The 15,307-nt window shown below is 42.0% G+C and carries 15 protein-coding genes and 2 pseudogenes; 11 read left to right on the forward strand and 6 right to left on the reverse strand.

Translation table 11 applies throughout. The features are described 5' to 3' along the window. Window positions 1-158: 158 nt before the first annotated feature. Window positions 159-693: pseudogene (locus P7J49_RS00510) on the reverse strand (NADPH-dependent FMN reductase). A 247-nt stretch (window positions 694-940) separates the two neighbouring features. Between P7J49_RS00510 and P7J49_RS00515 the strand changes: the two are divergent. Beyond that, window positions 941-1,285 carry a winged helix-turn-helix transcriptional regulator gene (locus P7J49_RS00515; protein WP_408568753.1) on the forward strand — a complete coding sequence of 115 codons (345 nt, stop codon included), beginning with the start codon at window positions 941-943 and terminating at the stop codon, window positions 1,283-1,285. 28 nt (window positions 1,286-1,313) lie between these two features. Here the strand turns inward: P7J49_RS00515 and P7J49_RS00520 are convergent, their stop codons facing one another. Next, a complete protein-coding gene (locus P7J49_RS00520) occupies window positions 1,314-3,011 on the reverse strand; it encodes a M3 family oligoendopeptidase (RefSeq protein WP_408568755.1) in 1,698 nt (565 codons plus the stop codon). 137 nt (window positions 3,012-3,148) lie between these two features. Here P7J49_RS00520 and P7J49_RS00525 point away from each other — a divergent pair, with 137 nt between their 5' ends. The 3 genes and pseudogenes from P7J49_RS00525 to nmlR all read left to right on the forward strand — a co-directional run bounded on the left by P7J49_RS00525 (window position 3,149) and on the right by nmlR (window position 5,245). Beyond that, window positions 3,149-4,084, forward strand: a complete 936-nt coding sequence (locus tag P7J49_RS00525; RefSeq protein ID WP_408568757.1) for a manganese-dependent inorganic pyrophosphatase — start codon at window positions 3,149-3,151, stop codon at window positions 4,082-4,084. An 89-nt stretch (window positions 4,085-4,173) separates the two neighbouring features. Next, window positions 4,174-4,735 (forward strand): annotated as a pseudogene (locus P7J49_RS00530) (phage tail protein). 99 nt (window positions 4,736-4,834) lie between these two features. After that, window positions 4,835-5,245 (forward strand): stress response transcriptional regulator NmlR, encoded by a 411-nt coding sequence (gene nmlR, locus P7J49_RS00535; protein ID WP_408540603.1) that lies wholly within the window; start codon window positions 4,835-4,837, stop codon window positions 5,243-5,245. A 21-nt stretch (window positions 5,246-5,266) separates the two neighbouring features. Here nmlR and P7J49_RS00540 read toward each other — a convergent pair whose 3' ends face one another. Beyond that, window positions 5,267-5,581 (reverse strand): DUF3270 domain-containing protein, encoded by a 315-nt coding sequence (locus P7J49_RS00540; protein ID WP_044690684.1) that lies wholly within the window; start codon window positions 5,579-5,581, stop codon window positions 5,267-5,269. Window positions 5,582-5,741: 160 nt separating this feature from the next. Between P7J49_RS00540 and P7J49_RS00545 the strand changes: the two genes are divergently transcribed. Then, window positions 5,742-6,671 carry a peptidase U32 family protein gene (locus P7J49_RS00545; RefSeq protein WP_002942891.1) on the forward strand — a complete coding sequence of 310 codons (930 nt, stop codon included), beginning with the start codon at window positions 5,742-5,744 and terminating at the stop codon, window positions 6,669-6,671. Between the two features lie 294 nt (window positions 6,672-6,965). Next, entirely contained in the window at window positions 6,966-8,255 is a 1,290-nt protein-coding gene (locus P7J49_RS00550; RefSeq protein WP_125070748.1) for a peptidase U32 family protein, read from the forward strand. Window positions 8,256-8,467: 212 nt separating this feature from the next. Here P7J49_RS00550 and P7J49_RS00555 read toward each other — a convergent pair whose 3' ends face one another. Continuing rightward, window positions 8,468-8,791, reverse strand: a complete 324-nt coding sequence (locus P7J49_RS00555) for a hypothetical protein (protein WP_408568760.1) — start codon at window positions 8,789-8,791, stop codon at window positions 8,468-8,470. 91 nt (window positions 8,792-8,882) lie between these two features. On the opposite strand from P7J49_RS00555, the gene P7J49_RS00560 reads away from it, so the two are divergent. Beyond that, a complete protein-coding gene (locus P7J49_RS00560; protein ID WP_004194749.1) occupies window positions 8,883-9,098 on the forward strand; it encodes a YdbC family protein in 216 nt (71 codons plus the stop codon). Between the two features lie 11 nt (window positions 9,099-9,109). On the opposite strand, the gene P7J49_RS00565 is transcribed toward P7J49_RS00560, so the two are convergent. Continuing rightward, window positions 9,110-9,649: a biotin transporter BioY gene (locus P7J49_RS00565; protein WP_408556120.1), complete on the reverse strand. Its 540-nt coding sequence runs from the start codon at window positions 9,647-9,649 to the stop codon at window positions 9,110-9,112. Between the two features lie 204 nt (window positions 9,650-9,853). On the opposite strand from P7J49_RS00565, the gene P7J49_RS00570 reads away from it, so the two are divergent. Continuing rightward, a complete protein-coding gene (locus tag P7J49_RS00570) occupies window positions 9,854-10,591 on the forward strand; it encodes a cyclase family protein (RefSeq protein WP_043029068.1) in 738 nt (245 codons plus the stop codon). Window positions 10,592-10,641: 50 nt separating this feature from the next. On the opposite strand, the gene gorA is transcribed toward P7J49_RS00570, so the two are convergent. After that, window positions 10,642-11,991 carry a glutathione-disulfide reductase gene (gene gorA / locus P7J49_RS00575; RefSeq protein WP_044774676.1) on the reverse strand — a complete coding sequence of 450 codons (1,350 nt, stop codon included), beginning with the start codon at window positions 11,989-11,991 and terminating at the stop codon, window positions 10,642-10,644. A 213-nt stretch (window positions 11,992-12,204) separates the two neighbouring features. Here gorA and P7J49_RS00580 point away from each other — a divergent pair, with 213 nt between their 5' ends. From P7J49_RS00580 to P7J49_RS00590, 3 genes are read left to right on the forward strand one after another with little or no spacing between them, the layout of a single operon-like run. Then, complete coding sequence (locus P7J49_RS00580) at window positions 12,205-13,371, forward strand: efflux RND transporter periplasmic adaptor subunit (protein ID WP_408568763.1); 1,167 nt, start codon at window positions 12,205-12,207, stop codon at window positions 13,369-13,371. Further along, window positions 13,352-14,047, forward strand: a complete 696-nt coding sequence (locus P7J49_RS00585; RefSeq protein WP_029172991.1) for an ABC transporter ATP-binding protein — start codon at window positions 13,352-13,354, stop codon at window positions 14,045-14,047. Before P7J49_RS00580 ends, P7J49_RS00585 begins: the two co-directional genes overlap by 20 nt. Continuing rightward, window positions 14,048-15,295 (forward strand): ABC transporter permease, encoded by a 1,248-nt coding sequence (locus tag P7J49_RS00590; RefSeq protein WP_408568765.1) that lies wholly within the window; start codon window positions 14,048-14,050, stop codon window positions 15,293-15,295. The last annotated feature ends 12 nt before the right edge of the window (window positions 15,296-15,307 follow it).

The following is a 15,307-nucleotide window of genomic DNA, read 5'->3' on the forward strand; positions in this document are numbered from 1 at the left end:
CTTTCATTTCGATTTCTTGGTTTTTGATTAGAATTTAGCATTGCTATTGGAAGTTTTGGAATCTTCCTCGATTGGTACAACAACATCTCAGAGTTCTGCAATTTTATCAACTTCAACTCGATAAAGATCATAGAAGGATGTATATTGACCTGTAGAATCTAAGCTTCTAACAAGGCTTGAGCTTGAGCTTGCAGACCAGCGATGGCTTCTTCTGACAATACCAACTGTCCAGTTCCCCATGCTTCTGGATTGACAGTTGTACCTGTAAACTCACCAACGACTTGCATACGAACAAATGGTAGGAGAGCATGGTAGCTAGCAAACATTGGCTCGTGTCCAGCATTGGCAACAGATGATACAGTAACGATTTTGTCTTGTAGTGCAGATGGGCCACGTGTTTCTGACAAGTCTAGGGCACGGCTGAGCCAGTCAATCAAGTTCTTCACAGTGCCTGGAATAGCAAAGTTGTAAACTGGTGAGAAAATCCAGATAGCATCTGCAGCCATAATCGCATCGCGTGCAGCTTGGACAGCTGGCAAGACTGGTGTTTCAAGATCTTGGTTCATAAGCGGGATTTCTTTATAGTTAAGATAAGATACAGTTGCTTGACCTTCTAAGATGCTTTCAGCCTGTTTAGCCATTTGTGAATGAACCCTCACGTAGTGAACCGACGATAAATAAAATGTTTTTCATGTTTTTTTCTTCCTTTTTTGTAAATATATTTTTGAAAACTGAGATTAGTGACATAGGGACTCCTTTGTATTATATAGTGCAATTGATATTCATTGTATCGCTCCTTTTGAGAAAATACTTTCCTGCTCTCGCAGTTTATGGTATTATTGTATCAGGTACTAAAAATAAAACAAGTACGATTTTTTTGAATAGTCACTATCTTTTTGTGAAGTAATGTGTAATATCAAGGGAAAATAAAGGAGAAATTATGGCAACTTTCACACAACATACGGTTCCGGAGTGTCCTTTTGTGACCACTCAGAGTGTCTTATCAGGGAAATGGAGTATCTTATTACTACATCATATCGAAGAAGGTCCCATTCGGTTTAATGAAATGCACCGTCGATTGACCGGGATTTCCCAAGCAACCCTTACCAAGCAGTTACGTCAATTGGAGGATGATGGTTTAATCACTCGGAAGGTTTATGCACAGGTTCCGCCAAAGGTGGAATATGAACTGAGCGAGATTGGGCAGGAATTTAAGTTGGTCTTGGAGCAAATCGAAACTTTTGGGGATAAATACATCAACTTTGTCAAATCAAAAAAAATCTGAATGAGTTGTTCATTCAGATTTTTGCGTTTTAGAGTTTGTCATCCTTAACTGCATTTAACCAATCGGCCGCAGCTTTGGCGGTGCTTTCAAGGGCACCTTCTTTGAATGGTGATTGGAGGTTTGCGGCTTCAACCACTTGCAAGAAGGACTTGGTTCCGCCTAAATCACAGATGCGGATGTAGTCTGCCCAAGCAGTTTCATCATGGTCCACCTGCGTGCGTTTCCAGAATTGAAGGGCACAGACTTGGGCCAAGGTATAGTCGATGTAGTAGAACGGGCTAGCAAAGATATGACCTTGACGGTACCAGAAGATACCACGGTTGAGGGCTTCTGACTCAGAATAGTCACGGTCTGGTAGGTAGAGGTCTTGGAGTTTTTTCCAAGTCGCCTTGCGTTCTGCAGGTGTCATTTCTGGATGTTCATAGACTTCGTGCTGGAAGTGGTCCACCAAGACACCGTAAGGCAAGAAGAGTAGGGCACTTGCCAAGTGAGTGAATTTGTACTTATCCACTTGTTCCTTGAAGAAACGGTCCATCCAAGGCCAAGTCATAAATTCCATAGACATGGAGTGGATTTCACAGGTTTCATAGGTTGGCCAAACAACTTCTGGACTTTGGATCCAACGAGAACGATAGACTTGGAAGGCATGACCAGCTTCGTGGGTCAAAACATCAATATCACCGCTGGTTCCGTTGAAGTTAGAGAAGATGAATGGGCTCTTGAAGTCAGGGATATAGGTACAGTAGCCACCGCTGTTTTTACCTGGTTTTGCGACCAAGTCCAAGAGTTCATGCTCAATCATGAAATCAAAGAACTCGCCCGTTTCAGCGGACAATTCACGGTACATGTCTTGAGCCTGGCTGACGATAAAGTCAGGGTCACCTTGTGGGACCGCATTGCCGTCTAAGAACTCAAGATTGAGGTCGTAGTGTTTCAGGCTTGGTACCTGCAAGCGTTTGGCTTGGCGTTCACGAAGATTTTGCACAATCGGTACGATATGCTTGAGGATTTCCTCACGGTACACCTTGACCATGTCACGATTGTAATCGAAACGGTTCATCTTGAGGTAGCCGTATTCCACATAGTCCTTGAAGCCAAGTTTGTGGGCGATTTCCGTGCGGACCTTGACTAATTCATCGTAAACACGATCAAAATCAGCTTCCTTGCTTTCAAAGAAGGCAGTTGTAGCAGCAGAAGCAGCCTTGCGGACCTCACGGTCGGTTGATTGACCGAATGGCCCCATTTGTGCCAGGTTGTAGGTCTGACCTTGGAAATCAATCTCTGCTCCAGCAATCAGTTTGCTGTACTCATCGGTCAATTCATTTTCCTTTTGGAACAAGGGGATAACATCAGATGAGAAGGTCTTGAGCTTGTTTTCTGCCTGCATGAAGAAGGTTTGAGGCAAGATGTCTGACAGCTCTTCCTTGTACGGCGTCTGGACAATGACACGGTAGTAGTTGGTGGTCAATTCTTCAAAAAGTGGCGAATATTCATTCCAAAACTTGGTTTCTTCATTGTAGAACTCATCGTTCATGTCGATAGTATGACGGATCATCCAGAGGTTGTACTGGGTATCGACCAGGTTGAGTAATTTTGTAACGGCTACCACAAGTGTGCGAGTTGTTTCCAAGTCACTTGCCTGAGCCAACTGGTCTGTCAGGTCAGAAAATTGAGCCTTGATAGCTTCATAATCTGGACGAACATAGGTATAGTCTGAAAATTTCATAGGTTTCTCCTTTTGCATTATTACCTACTATCTTACTCTTTTTGAAAACGTTTGGCAAATCTGGACTCGTCCATGTTCACATTGGGCTTTATTTATGGTAAAATGTAGAAGATTATTAGAAAAATGAGGTTGTAGACATGTCTAAATTTTTAGTTTTTGGTCACCAAAATCCTGATACAGATGCCATTGCATCATCATACGGCTGGGCTCACTTGGAGCGTGAAGTGTTTGGTCGTGATGCGGAAGCAGTAGTTCTAGGAACGCCAAATGAAGAAACTGCTTTTGCTCTTGACTATTTTGGTGTTACTGCACCGCGCGTGGTTGAGTCTGCTAAGGCAGAAGGCGTTGGCCAAGTCATCTTGACAGACCACAATGAATTCCAACAATCAATCGCAGACATCAAGGATGTAGAAGTGGCAGCTGTTATTGACCACCACCGTGTCGCAAACTTTGAAACGGCAAATCCATTGTACATGCGTTTGGAGCCAGTAGGTTCAGCATCTTCAATCGTTTATCGTGCCTTCAAAGAAAATGGAGTAACACCTCCAAAAGAAGTGGCAGGTCTCCTCTTGTCTGGTTTGATTTCAGATACACTCTTACTCAAATCGCCAACTACTCATGCAACAGATCTACAAGTAGCAGCTGAATTGGCTGAAATTGCTGGTGTGAACTTGGAAGAATACGGCTTGGCACTCTTGAAAGCAGGAACCAACCTTGCCAGCAAGTCAGCAGAAGAATTGATTGACATCGATGCAAAAACCTTTGGTTTGAATGGAAATGACGTGCGTGTAGCCCAAGTCAATACTGTGGACATTGCCGAAGTCTTGGAACGCCAAGCAGAAATCGAAGCAGCTATGACAGCAGCATCAGCAGCAAATGGTTACTCTGACTTTGTTTTGATGATTACAGACATCGTTAACTCAAACTCTGAAATCCTTGCGCTCGGTAGCAACATGGACAAGGTAGAAGCAGCCTTCAACTTCAAGTTGGAAAACAACCACGCCTTCCTTGCAGGTGCCGTTTCACGTAAGAAACAAGTGGTGCCACAATTGACGGATGCTTTCAACGCCTAATGAATTTTTCCACCGACCTCGAATCTGAAGTCGGTAGAATGGTCTTACCTTGCACCTTCGGGTGCTTTTTTTTCACTAAAGGAGAAACAATGTCTTATACAGTAAATTTTAAAGAAGTCGAAACGACAGGCTTGGAAACTAGTCCAGTCGCAGAAGTCTTGGCAGGTTTGCGTGCTAATGAAGCCCGCTATTTCTGGAACAAATACAAGCAGGAGTATGTGGTTTACACACCAGAAGAGAAGCCTGAAATCCTGCCCTTCATCGAGAAGGTCTTGGCAGAGCGTTTTGTGCTTTGATAGTCACTCCCCTGACTATCAAACTCCCCTACACTCCTTCAACCCAGCCCAACTTTTATAGTCTTTCAGTTTGCTTTTAGTACTAGGCAACGAGCTGCAGGCAGTACTGGAGTACGGCAAAGCGAGTTAACGCAGTAATAAAAGATAAACTGAATGACGATATGACAATGGTCTGGCTGTCAATGTCCTCTATACGCTGGAAGAAGGAGGCAAACGAGCGGTCGGTTTCAAATTGTCAGACGGCATTGACATTCCTAAGGAATTTGAAGGTAAATTTAAGTTTGCCCGCCAACGCTCTAAACTAGCAGGCGAAATTCGTGGCACCTTCTTTGTTATCAAGGGCGAGTATTTATAGGATGGCAAATCTGGGGAAACCCAGATTTTTTAAATAATGACTTGACCTGGAGTGGACTTCAAGGTGTATAATAAGCGAAAACAAAGAAAGGAGCCTGGAATGAATATCAAAGAAGTTAGTGATGTAACAGGTCTATCAGCAGATACCATTCGCTACTATGAGCGGATAGGACTTATTCCCAAAATTACAAGAAAATCTTCTGGAGTAAGGAACTTTTCGGAAAGTGATGTAGCCATTTTGGAATTTATCCGCTATTTTAGGAGTGCTGGTATGTCTATTGAGCGCTTGATTGAGTATATGGGCTTGGTGCAGGCAGGAGATAGTACAGTGGAAGCCCGGATTGATTTACTAAAAGAGGAACAGGAAGAACTGCGGTCACGCTTGTCGGAAATTCAGCAAGCTCTAGATCGTTTAGATTATAAAATAGAAAATTACCAGACTATATTAAGAGGTGCAGAGAATCAATTGTTCACAGACGGCGGTAGTTCATTCAAAAAAGGCAGAGGATAACTTCTCTGCCTTTATACTTCATTATTTATTTTTTCTTATAACTTGTTTGGGTTTAAATTTCTTCTTTAGCCCAATTTGAACCAAACGTAGTCCAAGAAAACCCGTCGCACTTGCCAATATGATGGCAACAAAAACAGGAATGCCTACGGATAGATAGACATAACTAGCGATGACTGTTATCAAACTAAAAAATGCGATATTAACAAAAAACAACAATTCCTTTAGACGTTCTTTATTGGTATTTTTTGCCTGATAGGTTTGAAAATTAGCCTTTTTCTCTTTCGGGATATACTCTTCGTACTGGTACTCATGGGACTGATAGTGTCTTAATGCCATATCGTCTCCTTTTCTGCTCCTTAAAGAGTACCATAACATTGCTGAATTTTTATGTCATTTATATTACAATAATGTTACAAGAGAAAAATTAGAAAAGTCTGAATATTAAAATACAGGTAGTCACTTATCAGATATTTCTCTTTTTGATATAATTGTCTTTATGGAAAAAATTATCATTACAGCAACAGCTGAAAGTATTGAGCAGGTCAAAGAACTGCTTGCAGCAGGAGTTGACCGTATTTATGTTGGGGAAGAGGACCATGCCCTTCGCATCCCAACAAATTTTACCTATGATGAACTCAGGGAAATAGCAGAGCTAGTTCATAGCGCTGGGAAGGAATTGACGGTCGCTGCCAATGCCCTCATGCACCAAGATATGATGGATAATATCAAACCGTTTATGGAGCTAATGAGGGAAATCAAGGTTGATTATCTGGTTGTCGGAGATACTGGAATTTTCTATATCAATAAACGTGATGGCTACAATTTTAAGCTAATCTACGACACCTCAGTATTTGTCACCTCCAGTCGACAAATCAACTTCTGGAAAGATCATGGAGCAGTAGAGGCTGTTTTGGCAAGAGAGATTCCATCAGAAGAACTCTTTGATATTGCTAAAAACTTGGAAATGCCAGCGGAAATCTTGGTCTACGGCGCCTCTGTTATTCACCATTCTAAACGAACCTTGTTACAGAATTACTACAATTTTACAAAGGCTGATGAGACAGATTTGTCACGTGGACGCGGGTTGTTCTTGGCAGAGCCGAGTGATCCAGATAGTCACTATTCTATCTTTGAGGACAAGCACGGTACCCATATCTTTATCAACAATGACATTGATATGATGACCAAGCTGTCAGAATTAGATGAACATGGTTATCATAATTGGAAACTTGATGGTATCTATTGCCCTGGTCAGAACTTTGTGGAAATTGTTAAGCTTTTTGTTCAAGCAAGAGATTTGATTGAAAAAGGCGACTTCACTTATGATCAGGCCTTCCTTTTGGATGAACAGGTACGCAAGCTCCATCCAGCTGAACGTGGCTTGGATACAGGCTTCTACGAATTTGACCGCAATAAGGTTAAATAACAATATTTATCGCACAATTTATTTACTTTAACCTGACAGAGTTAGCTCTGTCACTTACTATGTAAGGTCAGAGCACGAAAACGCCTTTGGGCGATATTCTAAACTTTGCACTAGGTTTCCGAGTGAAACAACATCGTTTACAGTATTCTATCCTGGCAGAGTTAGCTCTGTCACTTACTATGTAAGGTCAGAGCACGAAAACGCCTTTGAGCGATTTTCTAAACTCTGCACTAGGTCTCCACATGAAAAAATATCGTTTCATGTGGAAACCGTCGTAAATAGAGGAGATTTTACATGACGTCACAAACATTAAAGCGTCCCGAGGTCTTGTCACCTGCTGGGACTTTGGAGAAATTGAAGGTTGCCATTGATTATGGTGCCGATGCTGTCTTTGTCGGCGGTCAGGCCTACGGTCTGCGTAGCCGAGCTGGTAACTTTACCATGGACGAGATGCGGGAAGGGATTGAATATGCCCATGCCCGTGGTGCCAAGGTCTATGTAGCTGCCAACATGGTCACCCACGAAGGCAATGAAGAAGGAGCAGGAGCCTGGTTCCGCGAATTGCGTGACATGGGCTTGGATGCCGTTATCGTATCTGACCCAGCCCTCATTGTTATCTGTGCAACCGAAGCACCAGGCCTTGAAATCCACCTGTCAACCCAGGCTTCATCGACCAACTATGAGACTTTCGAGTTCTGGAAGGAATTGGGCTTGACTCGTGTCGTTCTGGCCCGCGAAGTGACCATGGAAGAAGTGGCTGAAATCCGCAAACGGACAGACGTTGAGATTGAGGCCTTTGTCCACGGAGCCATGTGTATCTCCTACTCAGGCCGCTGCGTTCTCTCCAACCACATGAGCAAACGCGATGCCAACCGCGGCGGCTGCTCCCAGTCTTGCCGTTGGAAGTACAATCTCTACGACCTTCCATTTGGAGAAGAACGTCGTTCGATTAAAGGGGAAATCCCAGAGGAGTTCTCCATGTCTGCAGTGGACATGTGTATGATCGACCATATTCCAGATATGATTGAAAACGGGGTCGATAGCCTGAAAATCGAAGGCCGTATGAAATCTGTCCACTACGTATCAACCGTAACCAACTGCTATAAGGCGGCGGTTGATGCCTATCTGGAAAGTCCAGAAAAGTTTGAGGCCATCAAACAAGACTTGATTGACGAAATGTGGAAGGTTGCCCAACGGGAATTGGCAACAGGTTTCTACTATAGCCCGCCGAGTGAAAATGAGCAACTCTTTGGAGCCCGCCGTAAGATTCCAGAATACAAATTCATCGCCGAAGTAGTGGCTTTTGACAAGGAAACCATGACTGCAACCATTCGTCAGCGTAATGTTATCAACGAAGGTGACCAAGTAGAGTTTTACGGACCAGGTTTCCGTCATTTTGAAACGACTATTCAGGACTTGCATGATTCAAATGGAGAAAAGATTGACCGCGCCAACAAGCCGATGGAACTCTTAACTATTAAGCTGGACCGTGAAATCTATCCTGGTGACATGATTCGTGCATGCAAATCAGGCCTTATCAATCTCTACCAAGAAGATGGACAATCCCTAACTATTCGTGCATAAAATAAAAAGGCCGAAATTTCAGCCTCAGAACGTAGATAAACTCTTAAAAATATAAAAAATTGAAGAAGTTTGCGAAAGATAGCAAGTCATTAAACTCTTAGAAACATTGATATTTCGGTGTTTCTGAGAGTTTTTAATTTTCAACATAAAGAAAAAAGATTGAAGAAAATTGTCCAAAATGGACTTTTTCTTCAATCTGCAAGGCTGAAATTTCAGCATTTTGTTTGTTGTTGAGAAGTCTTGATGCTATCTGGAACCAAGGTGACTTTTTTGATGTCCTCGATTTTTATAATGCTGGTAACCTGACGTTTGAAATTTTTCATGATAATCCGTTGGCGATCGGTATCATATTTCACAATGTCACCTGTGAAACTACGATCACCATAGATGACATGGACTGCAGCTTTTTTATATAAAGCCAGCTCCAAGTTATTCTTGATATCTTCCTTGCTATCTGGCTCAATAGACTTAGGAGTTTTGCCATGTTCTAAAAAGACGGTGATCTGCTCGAAAATAACTTCTAAAAACCTCTTCATGGCATAATCCTTTCAAACTTGATATAATTATATTATCTAATTTTTATAAAAATGACAAGCTTTTTCGAATAGATAAGTGAGGAGGTAACAAATGGCAGAATTTACATTTGAAATTGAAGAAAAATTATTGGTCTTATCTGAAAATGATAAAGGATGGACCAAGGAGCTTAATCGAGTATCTTTTAATGGAGCACCAGCCAAGTATGACATCCGTACCTGGAGCCCTGACCATACCAAGATGGGCAAGGGGATCACGCTCAGCAATGAGGAATTCCAAGTCCTCTTGGATGCCTTTGCTAATAAATAAATGAAAGAAGCCTAAGAAAAATAGGCTTCTTTTTTGATAACAGGTTGCAATAAACGATGACATATCATGACTAGTGTAATTTTAGCTAAATCAGGAAGAATGAAAGGCAGAACAGTCCATCCGATAGTGTCAGTCCAACTGGAACCTGAAACTAGCTTAAATACAAAACAGCCTATAAGGAAGCAACTTGCAGTTCCTAGTAGGCAGGCTAGAAAAATTGTAACTGGTGAGGAGTCTGATTTAGTGAGGGCAGAAGTGATGATAGTGTAGAGTAGAAACCCCCATAGAAAGCCAGATGTCGGTCCTGTGAGTGCAGCAAAGCCACCAGAAAAACCAGCAAAAACAGGTAAACCGATAGCGCCAAGAACTAGATATAAGCTGACACTTGTAATTGCCTCCTTGGGTTTGTATAGACAAGCTACTAAGCCGATAGCTAGGGTTTGTAATGTAAATGGTACAGGCCCGATAGACAGACTGATTTGTGAAAGGGTGGAAATTAAGGCTGTTCCAATAGCGATATAAACAAGTGATTTGATAGAAGTTGTTTTCATCTGTTATCCTCTTAAAATTTTATGGTTAACAAAAATTATAGTGAGATTGGATAAGAAAGTCAATGCTCTTTCATCGGATGTAACAACTCTATAGGTGATTTTTATAACAGCTAATAAGAAACTTATATAGTAAAAAACAACAAATTATATGTAAAACAACCTATACTTATGCTAGAATAATAAAAAAAGAAAGTGAGAATTTCTATGACAGAATTACTTGATATTTACCGTACTCTTAAATCTAAAACTTGGGTAGACTTGACTCACCAAATCAATGAAAAGAGCCCGCATTTCCCTGCGCTACCAGCTCTCGAAAAGAAAGCCCTATTTACTCATAAGGATGGCTTCTTTGTCGAACAATTTACGGTTGTGGGGCAGTATGGAACCCATATTGATCCTCCGATTCATTTTGTAGAAGGAGCTCGTTATCTTGATGAGATTGATTTGAAAGATTTACTCCTGCCACTCTACGTTATTGATAAATCAGCTGCTGTTATAGCAAATAATGACTACGAGATAACTAAGCAGGATATTTTAGACTTTGAGGCTGAATATGGTCCGATTGCGCCAGAATCTTTTGTTGCCTTTCGTTCGGATTGGTCAAAGCGCTGGCCTAGTCAAGATGCCATTCGTAATCTAGACGAAGATGGAGTTCAACGTACACCAGGATGGAGTCATGAAGCTCTAGAATATTTGATTGAAGAACGTCAGGTGAAAGCAGTTGGCCATGAAACATTGGATACCGATTCAGGAGTATCTGCAGCCAAACACGGAGGAAGTTTACCAGAAGAATACTATCTCCTATCAAAAGATATTTATCAGTTGGAAGTATTGGCAAACTTGGATCAGGTATCACCAACAGGTGCATTGATTTCAATCGCTTTTCCTCATTGGGAGAAGGCTTCGGGTTCACCAGTGCGAGCAATTGCTATATTACCATAAGAAAAAGTCCAGACAGTGCTGACCTTCATGTCTGGACTTTTTCAATTGAGTTAACGCATAGTAACAAATTCTTCAGAACCTGTCGGATGGATGGCGACAACGGCATCAAATTCTTCTTTTGTAGCTCCCATTTTGATAGCAACTGAGAATCCTTGAATCATTTCATCGACACCATAGCCAATGCCGTGCAGTCCAACGACTTTTTCATTTTCTCCCACAGTTACTAATTTAAACTTAGCCATTTGGCGATTGTTTTCTAGGGCAGTGTACATAGAAGTAAAGGCTGAAGTATAGACTTTTACATTGTCCTGACCGTATTGGGCAATCGCTTCGTCTTCAGTTAGACCAACGGTTCCGATAGCGGGGTGAGAAAAGACGACAGTTGGGATGGTTGTGTAATCCATTTTTGCGGTTGGTTTATTGTTAAATAAACGTTCTGCCAAAAGGCGACCTGCCTTGATTGCAACGGGTGTTAATTCTTTTTCACCAGTCACATCACCGAGGGCATAGATGCCTGGTACAGCTGTTTCTTGGTATTCATCCACAGCGATATGGCCAGACGGTGTCAACCGAACACCTGCTGCTTCAAGATTGAGCTGCTCCACATTTGGTTTACGACCAATTGCCCAGAGAACTTTTTGGGCAAGATGGCTACTTCCATCTTCAAAGTTAATTTGAATGAGGCCGTCCTCTGTTTTTTCAAGGCTGACGGGTGTTTTACCTGTATGGAGAGGAAGATTGGTTCGTTCCATTTCTTCCATCAAGGCATCAACAATGTAGGTATCAAAGCTACGAAGAGGGCGATTTCCACGAACAAAGAGGTCAGTTTGGACACCGAGTCCATGTAGGAGACCGGCCATTTCCACAGCGATATAACCAGCACCAATAACAGCCACAGAAGAAGGTAATTCTTCCCATGCAAAGACATCGTCAGATACAATCCCTAGCTCACTACCAGGAATAGCAGGGACTACCGGTTTGGCGCCAGTTGCGATGACAATGTGTTTTGCACGAATCAGTTCACCATTGACTTCAACCGTTTGATTATCCACAAAACGTGCGAAACCCTGGATAACTTCTACTCCGTTATTATTAAAAGTATTACCGTAGGATGCGCGTGAACGCTCAATATAGGCTTCGCGATTTTTACGCAAGGTGGCAAAATCAAATTTTACATCCTGGCTGGTAAAACCATACTCAGGTCCATAGTGGTGAATGGCTTCTGCTACCTGAGAACCGTACCACATAATTTTTTTGGGTACACAGCCAAGGTTAACACAGGTCCCGCCAAGGTGGCTTCCTTCGATCACAGCAGCCTTAGCCCCATAGATAGCAGCACGGTTCATAGTAGCAATACCGCCGCTGCCTCCACCAATGGCAATAATATCAAATTCTTTCATGAGTTTTTCTCCTCTAAATGATAATTATCTTCATTCTATCGTTTTTTTACTTATCAATCAAAAATCCGCTACGTTCTCTTACAAAATTGTAAGTAGGAAAAATACCGAACTTTTTGTAAAATAATTAAGAAAACACTTGCAAAAAAACGTGTATTTGTGTATTATAAAGACAATACAAAATAAATATGTTTTGAATTAGAAAAGGAGTATCATATGTTAAAGACAAAGAAGGCTAAAATTGCTTTGTTCAGTGGTCTCAGTGTTGCGGCTATTGCCTTAATTGGTGGTGCCTTGGTATTTGGAGGCGTATTAGGTGGTTCCTCACCGACTTCTACAGAGCAAGTTGCGACCAGTTTGACCTATACAGTAGCTAAAGAGGGATCGATTGCTTCATCGACCTTATTGACAGGAACGATTTCTGCAGCAGATGAACAATACGTTTACTATGATCCTTCAAAAGGAGATTTGAGCGAGGTCTTAGTTGAGCCAGGAACTCAGGTTGAAGTAGGAACACCATTGATTCGCTATGATGCAACAGAATTGCAGTCTGCTTTGGATACTGCTGTTCGTGGGCGTGATAAGATTGGACGTCAGATTTATGATTTGAGAAACAATGGTCAGACTGTTCAAACAACGGGTGATGCTGCAACAGATGAAGCGGCAACAGCTGCAGCTCAACGTTCAGTAGATATGCAGTTGGCAGACTTGAATGATTCGTACGCAGATGCACAAGCTGCTGTGGATAAAGCGTATACAGCCTTGCAAGAAGCTACCGTTACAAGTACAGTAGCTGGTACGGTTGTTGAAGTGAATAAATCTGTCTCAAAAAGTTCAACATCTAGCCAGACAGTGGTTCATATCGTTAACCAAGGTAGCTTACAGGTTACAGGTAACTTAACAGAGTATGATTTGGCAAATATTGCAGTTGACCAAGAAGTGAAATTGACTAGCAAAGTATATCCAGATAAGTCATGGACAGGTAAAATCACCTATATTTCCAACTATCCCTCAACTGAACAAACTGCTAGTATAGCAACAGGAACTAGTGGTGGTTCAGGTGCCAAGTATCCTTTTAAAGCAGCCTTGACTAGTGAATTGGGCGAATTGAAACAAGGTTTTACTGTGAATATTGAAGTGGTTAATACTACCAATCATATTTTAATTCCAGTAACAGCAGTTGTGCCAGAAGGTGATAAAAACTTTGTATGGACAATTGTGGAAGGGAAGGCTAAAAAAGTAGAGGTTACCCTTGGAAATGCAGATGCTCTCAATCAAGAGGTGACAGCAGGTATTGCAGCAGGAGATCAGGTCATTACTATTCCAACTCCAGACCTTGAAGAAGGAAAAGAGGTTGAAGCCTATGAAGAACCAGCTAATTAGATTAACCAATATAAATAAATCCTATAAAAACGGTGACCAAGAACTTCGTGTCCTCAAAGATATCGATTTAGAGGTGGAAGAGGGAGAATTTTTGGCTATTATGGGACCGTCTGGTTCAGGAAAATCAACCCTGATGAACATTATCGGGCTTTTAGATCGTTCTAGTTCAGGGAACTATTGGTTAGAAGGTGAAGAAGTCAGTCAACTTTCTGAGAAAAAATTAGCCTCCGTCCGCAATGACCAGATTGGCTTTGTTTTCCAACAATTCTTTCTGCTATCAAAACTCAATGCCCTTCAAAATGTTGAGTTACCTTTGATTTATGCAGGGGTTCCAGCCAATCAACGGAAAAAATTAGCCAAACGTTATTTGGAAAAAGTGGAGTTGGCTGAGCGGATGACTCACCTGCCATCTGAGCTATCAGGTGGTCAGAAACAAAGGGTGGCTATTGCGCGTGCCTTGGTCAATACACCAGCTATTATCTTGGCGGATGAGCCAACAGGTGCCTTGGATACCAAGACAGGTGAGCAAATCATGGAACTCTTGACAGAGTTGAATAATGAAGGGAAGACCATTATCATGGTTACACACGAGCCTGAGATTGCTGCCTATGCCAAACGTAAAATCGTTTTGCGTGACGGTGTCATTACAGAAGATAGTAGAAGGGAGGAGGTATAGATGGAAAATTGGAAATTTGCCCTCAAGTCTATCCTAGCCCATAAGATGCGTTCTCTTTTGACTATGTTAGGTATTATCATCGGTGTGGCCTCTGTTGTGATCATTGTAGCAATGGGAACAGGTATGTCTAAGAGTATTGAAAAGTCTCTGGCTGGTGATCAGAATAATGTTCAGGTCTACTTTACTCCCTTTGTTGGAACTGAAGAACGAACTCAGGGTGCATTTACGTACACAGTTCCTGGCGAGGCTTCTGAAGAACAGGAGCCAGATGTAACGGACACAATGTTAAGGGGGCTTTTGGAAATCGATGGGCTCAGTGGCTACTACATTAGTGCTTCAAGTACCTCTACTGTAGCAGCGGGCAATGCGCAAGCTGATAATGTCTTTATTACTGGTGTTAGTCAATCCTATTTTGACATAAAGGCATTAGAAATCTTGGCTGGCCGTCGTTTCACAGCTAACGATTACAGCCGATTTTCCCGTATTATCATGTTGGATGTTGCCTTGGCTGAGAAGCTTTTTGGTTCAACCGATGCAGCCCTCAACCAAATCGTCAATGTCAATGCCAATTCTTACCTTGTAGTTGGTGTTTACAAAGATCCCAAAGCAGGTACTTCCCTCTATGGTTTCAACTCAGGCGGAAATGCCATTATGACCAATACGCAACTAGCTGCTGAAATGGGTACCAAGGAAAATAGTGGCCTTTATGTCCATGTAGAAGATGTGAGTAGAGCTGCTGAGGTTGGTCAGGCTGCCGCAGCATACTTGACCAACATTACAGGTCTAAAGGAAGCCCGTTATGATATCTATGATATGTCAGCTATGTTAGATGATTTTAAGAACCAAATGTCAGGTGTCACTACGTTTATCGGTGCTGTTGCAGGAATTTCACTTCTTGTAGGTGGTATCGGTGTTATGAACATCATGTTGGTATCGGTAACTGAGCGAACTCGTGAGATTGGTCTTCGAAAAGCCTTGGGTGCAACCCGTGGAAATATCCTTATGCAGTTCTTGATTGAAGCCATGGTATTGACCACTTTAGGTGGAGCAATCGGCTTAGCTATCGCTCAAGCCATTGTGTTTACTCTCAACGCTACAAAGGTTATGGGAGAGATGACAGCTGAAATCTCAATACCGGTTGTATTAGGAAGTCTGGCATTTTCAGCAGCAGTCGGAATTGTCTTCGGCGTTCTTCCTGCTAATAAGGCTTCTAAGCTTGATCCAATTGAGGCATTACGTTACGAATAATTGATTGAAACG

Source organism: Streptococcus suis, assembly GCF_046032515.1.
In the GTDB taxonomy this organism is placed as follows: domain Bacteria; phylum Bacillota; class Bacilli; order Lactobacillales; family Streptococcaceae; genus Streptococcus; species Streptococcus suis_AL.

Coding starts and splice junctions, on each gene's coding strand:
- P7J49_RS00570 (WP_043029068.1), top strand. CDS start 9,854: ATGACAGAATTACTTGATATTTACCGTACTCTTAAATCTAAAACTTGG.
- P7J49_RS00560 (WP_004194749.1), top strand. CDS start 8,883: ATGGCAGAATTTACATTTGAAATTGAAGAAAAATTATTGGTCTTATCT.
- gorA (WP_044774676.1), bottom strand. CDS start 11,991: ATGAAAGAATTTGATATTATTGCCATTGGTGGAGGCAGCGGCGGTATT.
- P7J49_RS00555 (WP_408568760.1), bottom strand. CDS start 8,791: ATGAAGAGGTTTTTAGAAGTTATTTTCGAGCAGATCACCGTCTTTTTA.
- P7J49_RS00545 (WP_002942891.1), top strand. CDS start 5,742: ATGGAAAAAATTATCATTACAGCAACAGCTGAAAGTATTGAGCAGGTC.
- P7J49_RS00525 (WP_408568757.1), top strand. CDS start 3,149: ATGTCTAAATTTTTAGTTTTTGGTCACCAAAATCCTGATACAGATGCC.
- P7J49_RS00520 (WP_408568755.1), bottom strand. CDS start 3,011: ATGAAATTTTCAGACTATACCTATGTTCGTCCAGATTATGAAGCTATC.
- P7J49_RS00550 (WP_125070748.1), top strand. CDS start 6,966: ATGACGTCACAAACATTAAAGCGTCCCGAGGTCTTGTCACCTGCTGGG.
- P7J49_RS00540 (WP_044690684.1), bottom strand. CDS start 5,581: ATGGCATTAAGACACTATCAGTCCCATGAGTACCAGTACGAAGAGTAT.
- nmlR (WP_408540603.1), top strand. CDS start 4,835: ATGAATATCAAAGAAGTTAGTGATGTAACAGGTCTATCAGCAGATACC.
- P7J49_RS00565 (WP_408556120.1), bottom strand. CDS start 9,649: ATGAAAACAACTTCTATCAAATCACTTGTTTATATCGCTATTGGAACA.
- P7J49_RS00585 (WP_029172991.1), top strand. CDS start 13,352: ATGAAGAACCAGCTAATTAGATTAACCAATATAAATAAATCCTATAAA.
- P7J49_RS00590 (WP_408568765.1), top strand. CDS start 14,048: ATGGAAAATTGGAAATTTGCCCTCAAGTCTATCCTAGCCCATAAGATG.
- P7J49_RS00580 (WP_408568763.1), top strand. CDS start 12,205: ATGTTAAAGACAAAGAAGGCTAAAATTGCTTTGTTCAGTGGTCTCAGT.
- P7J49_RS00515 (WP_408568753.1), top strand. CDS start 941: ATGGCAACTTTCACACAACATACGGTTCCGGAGTGTCCTTTTGTGACC.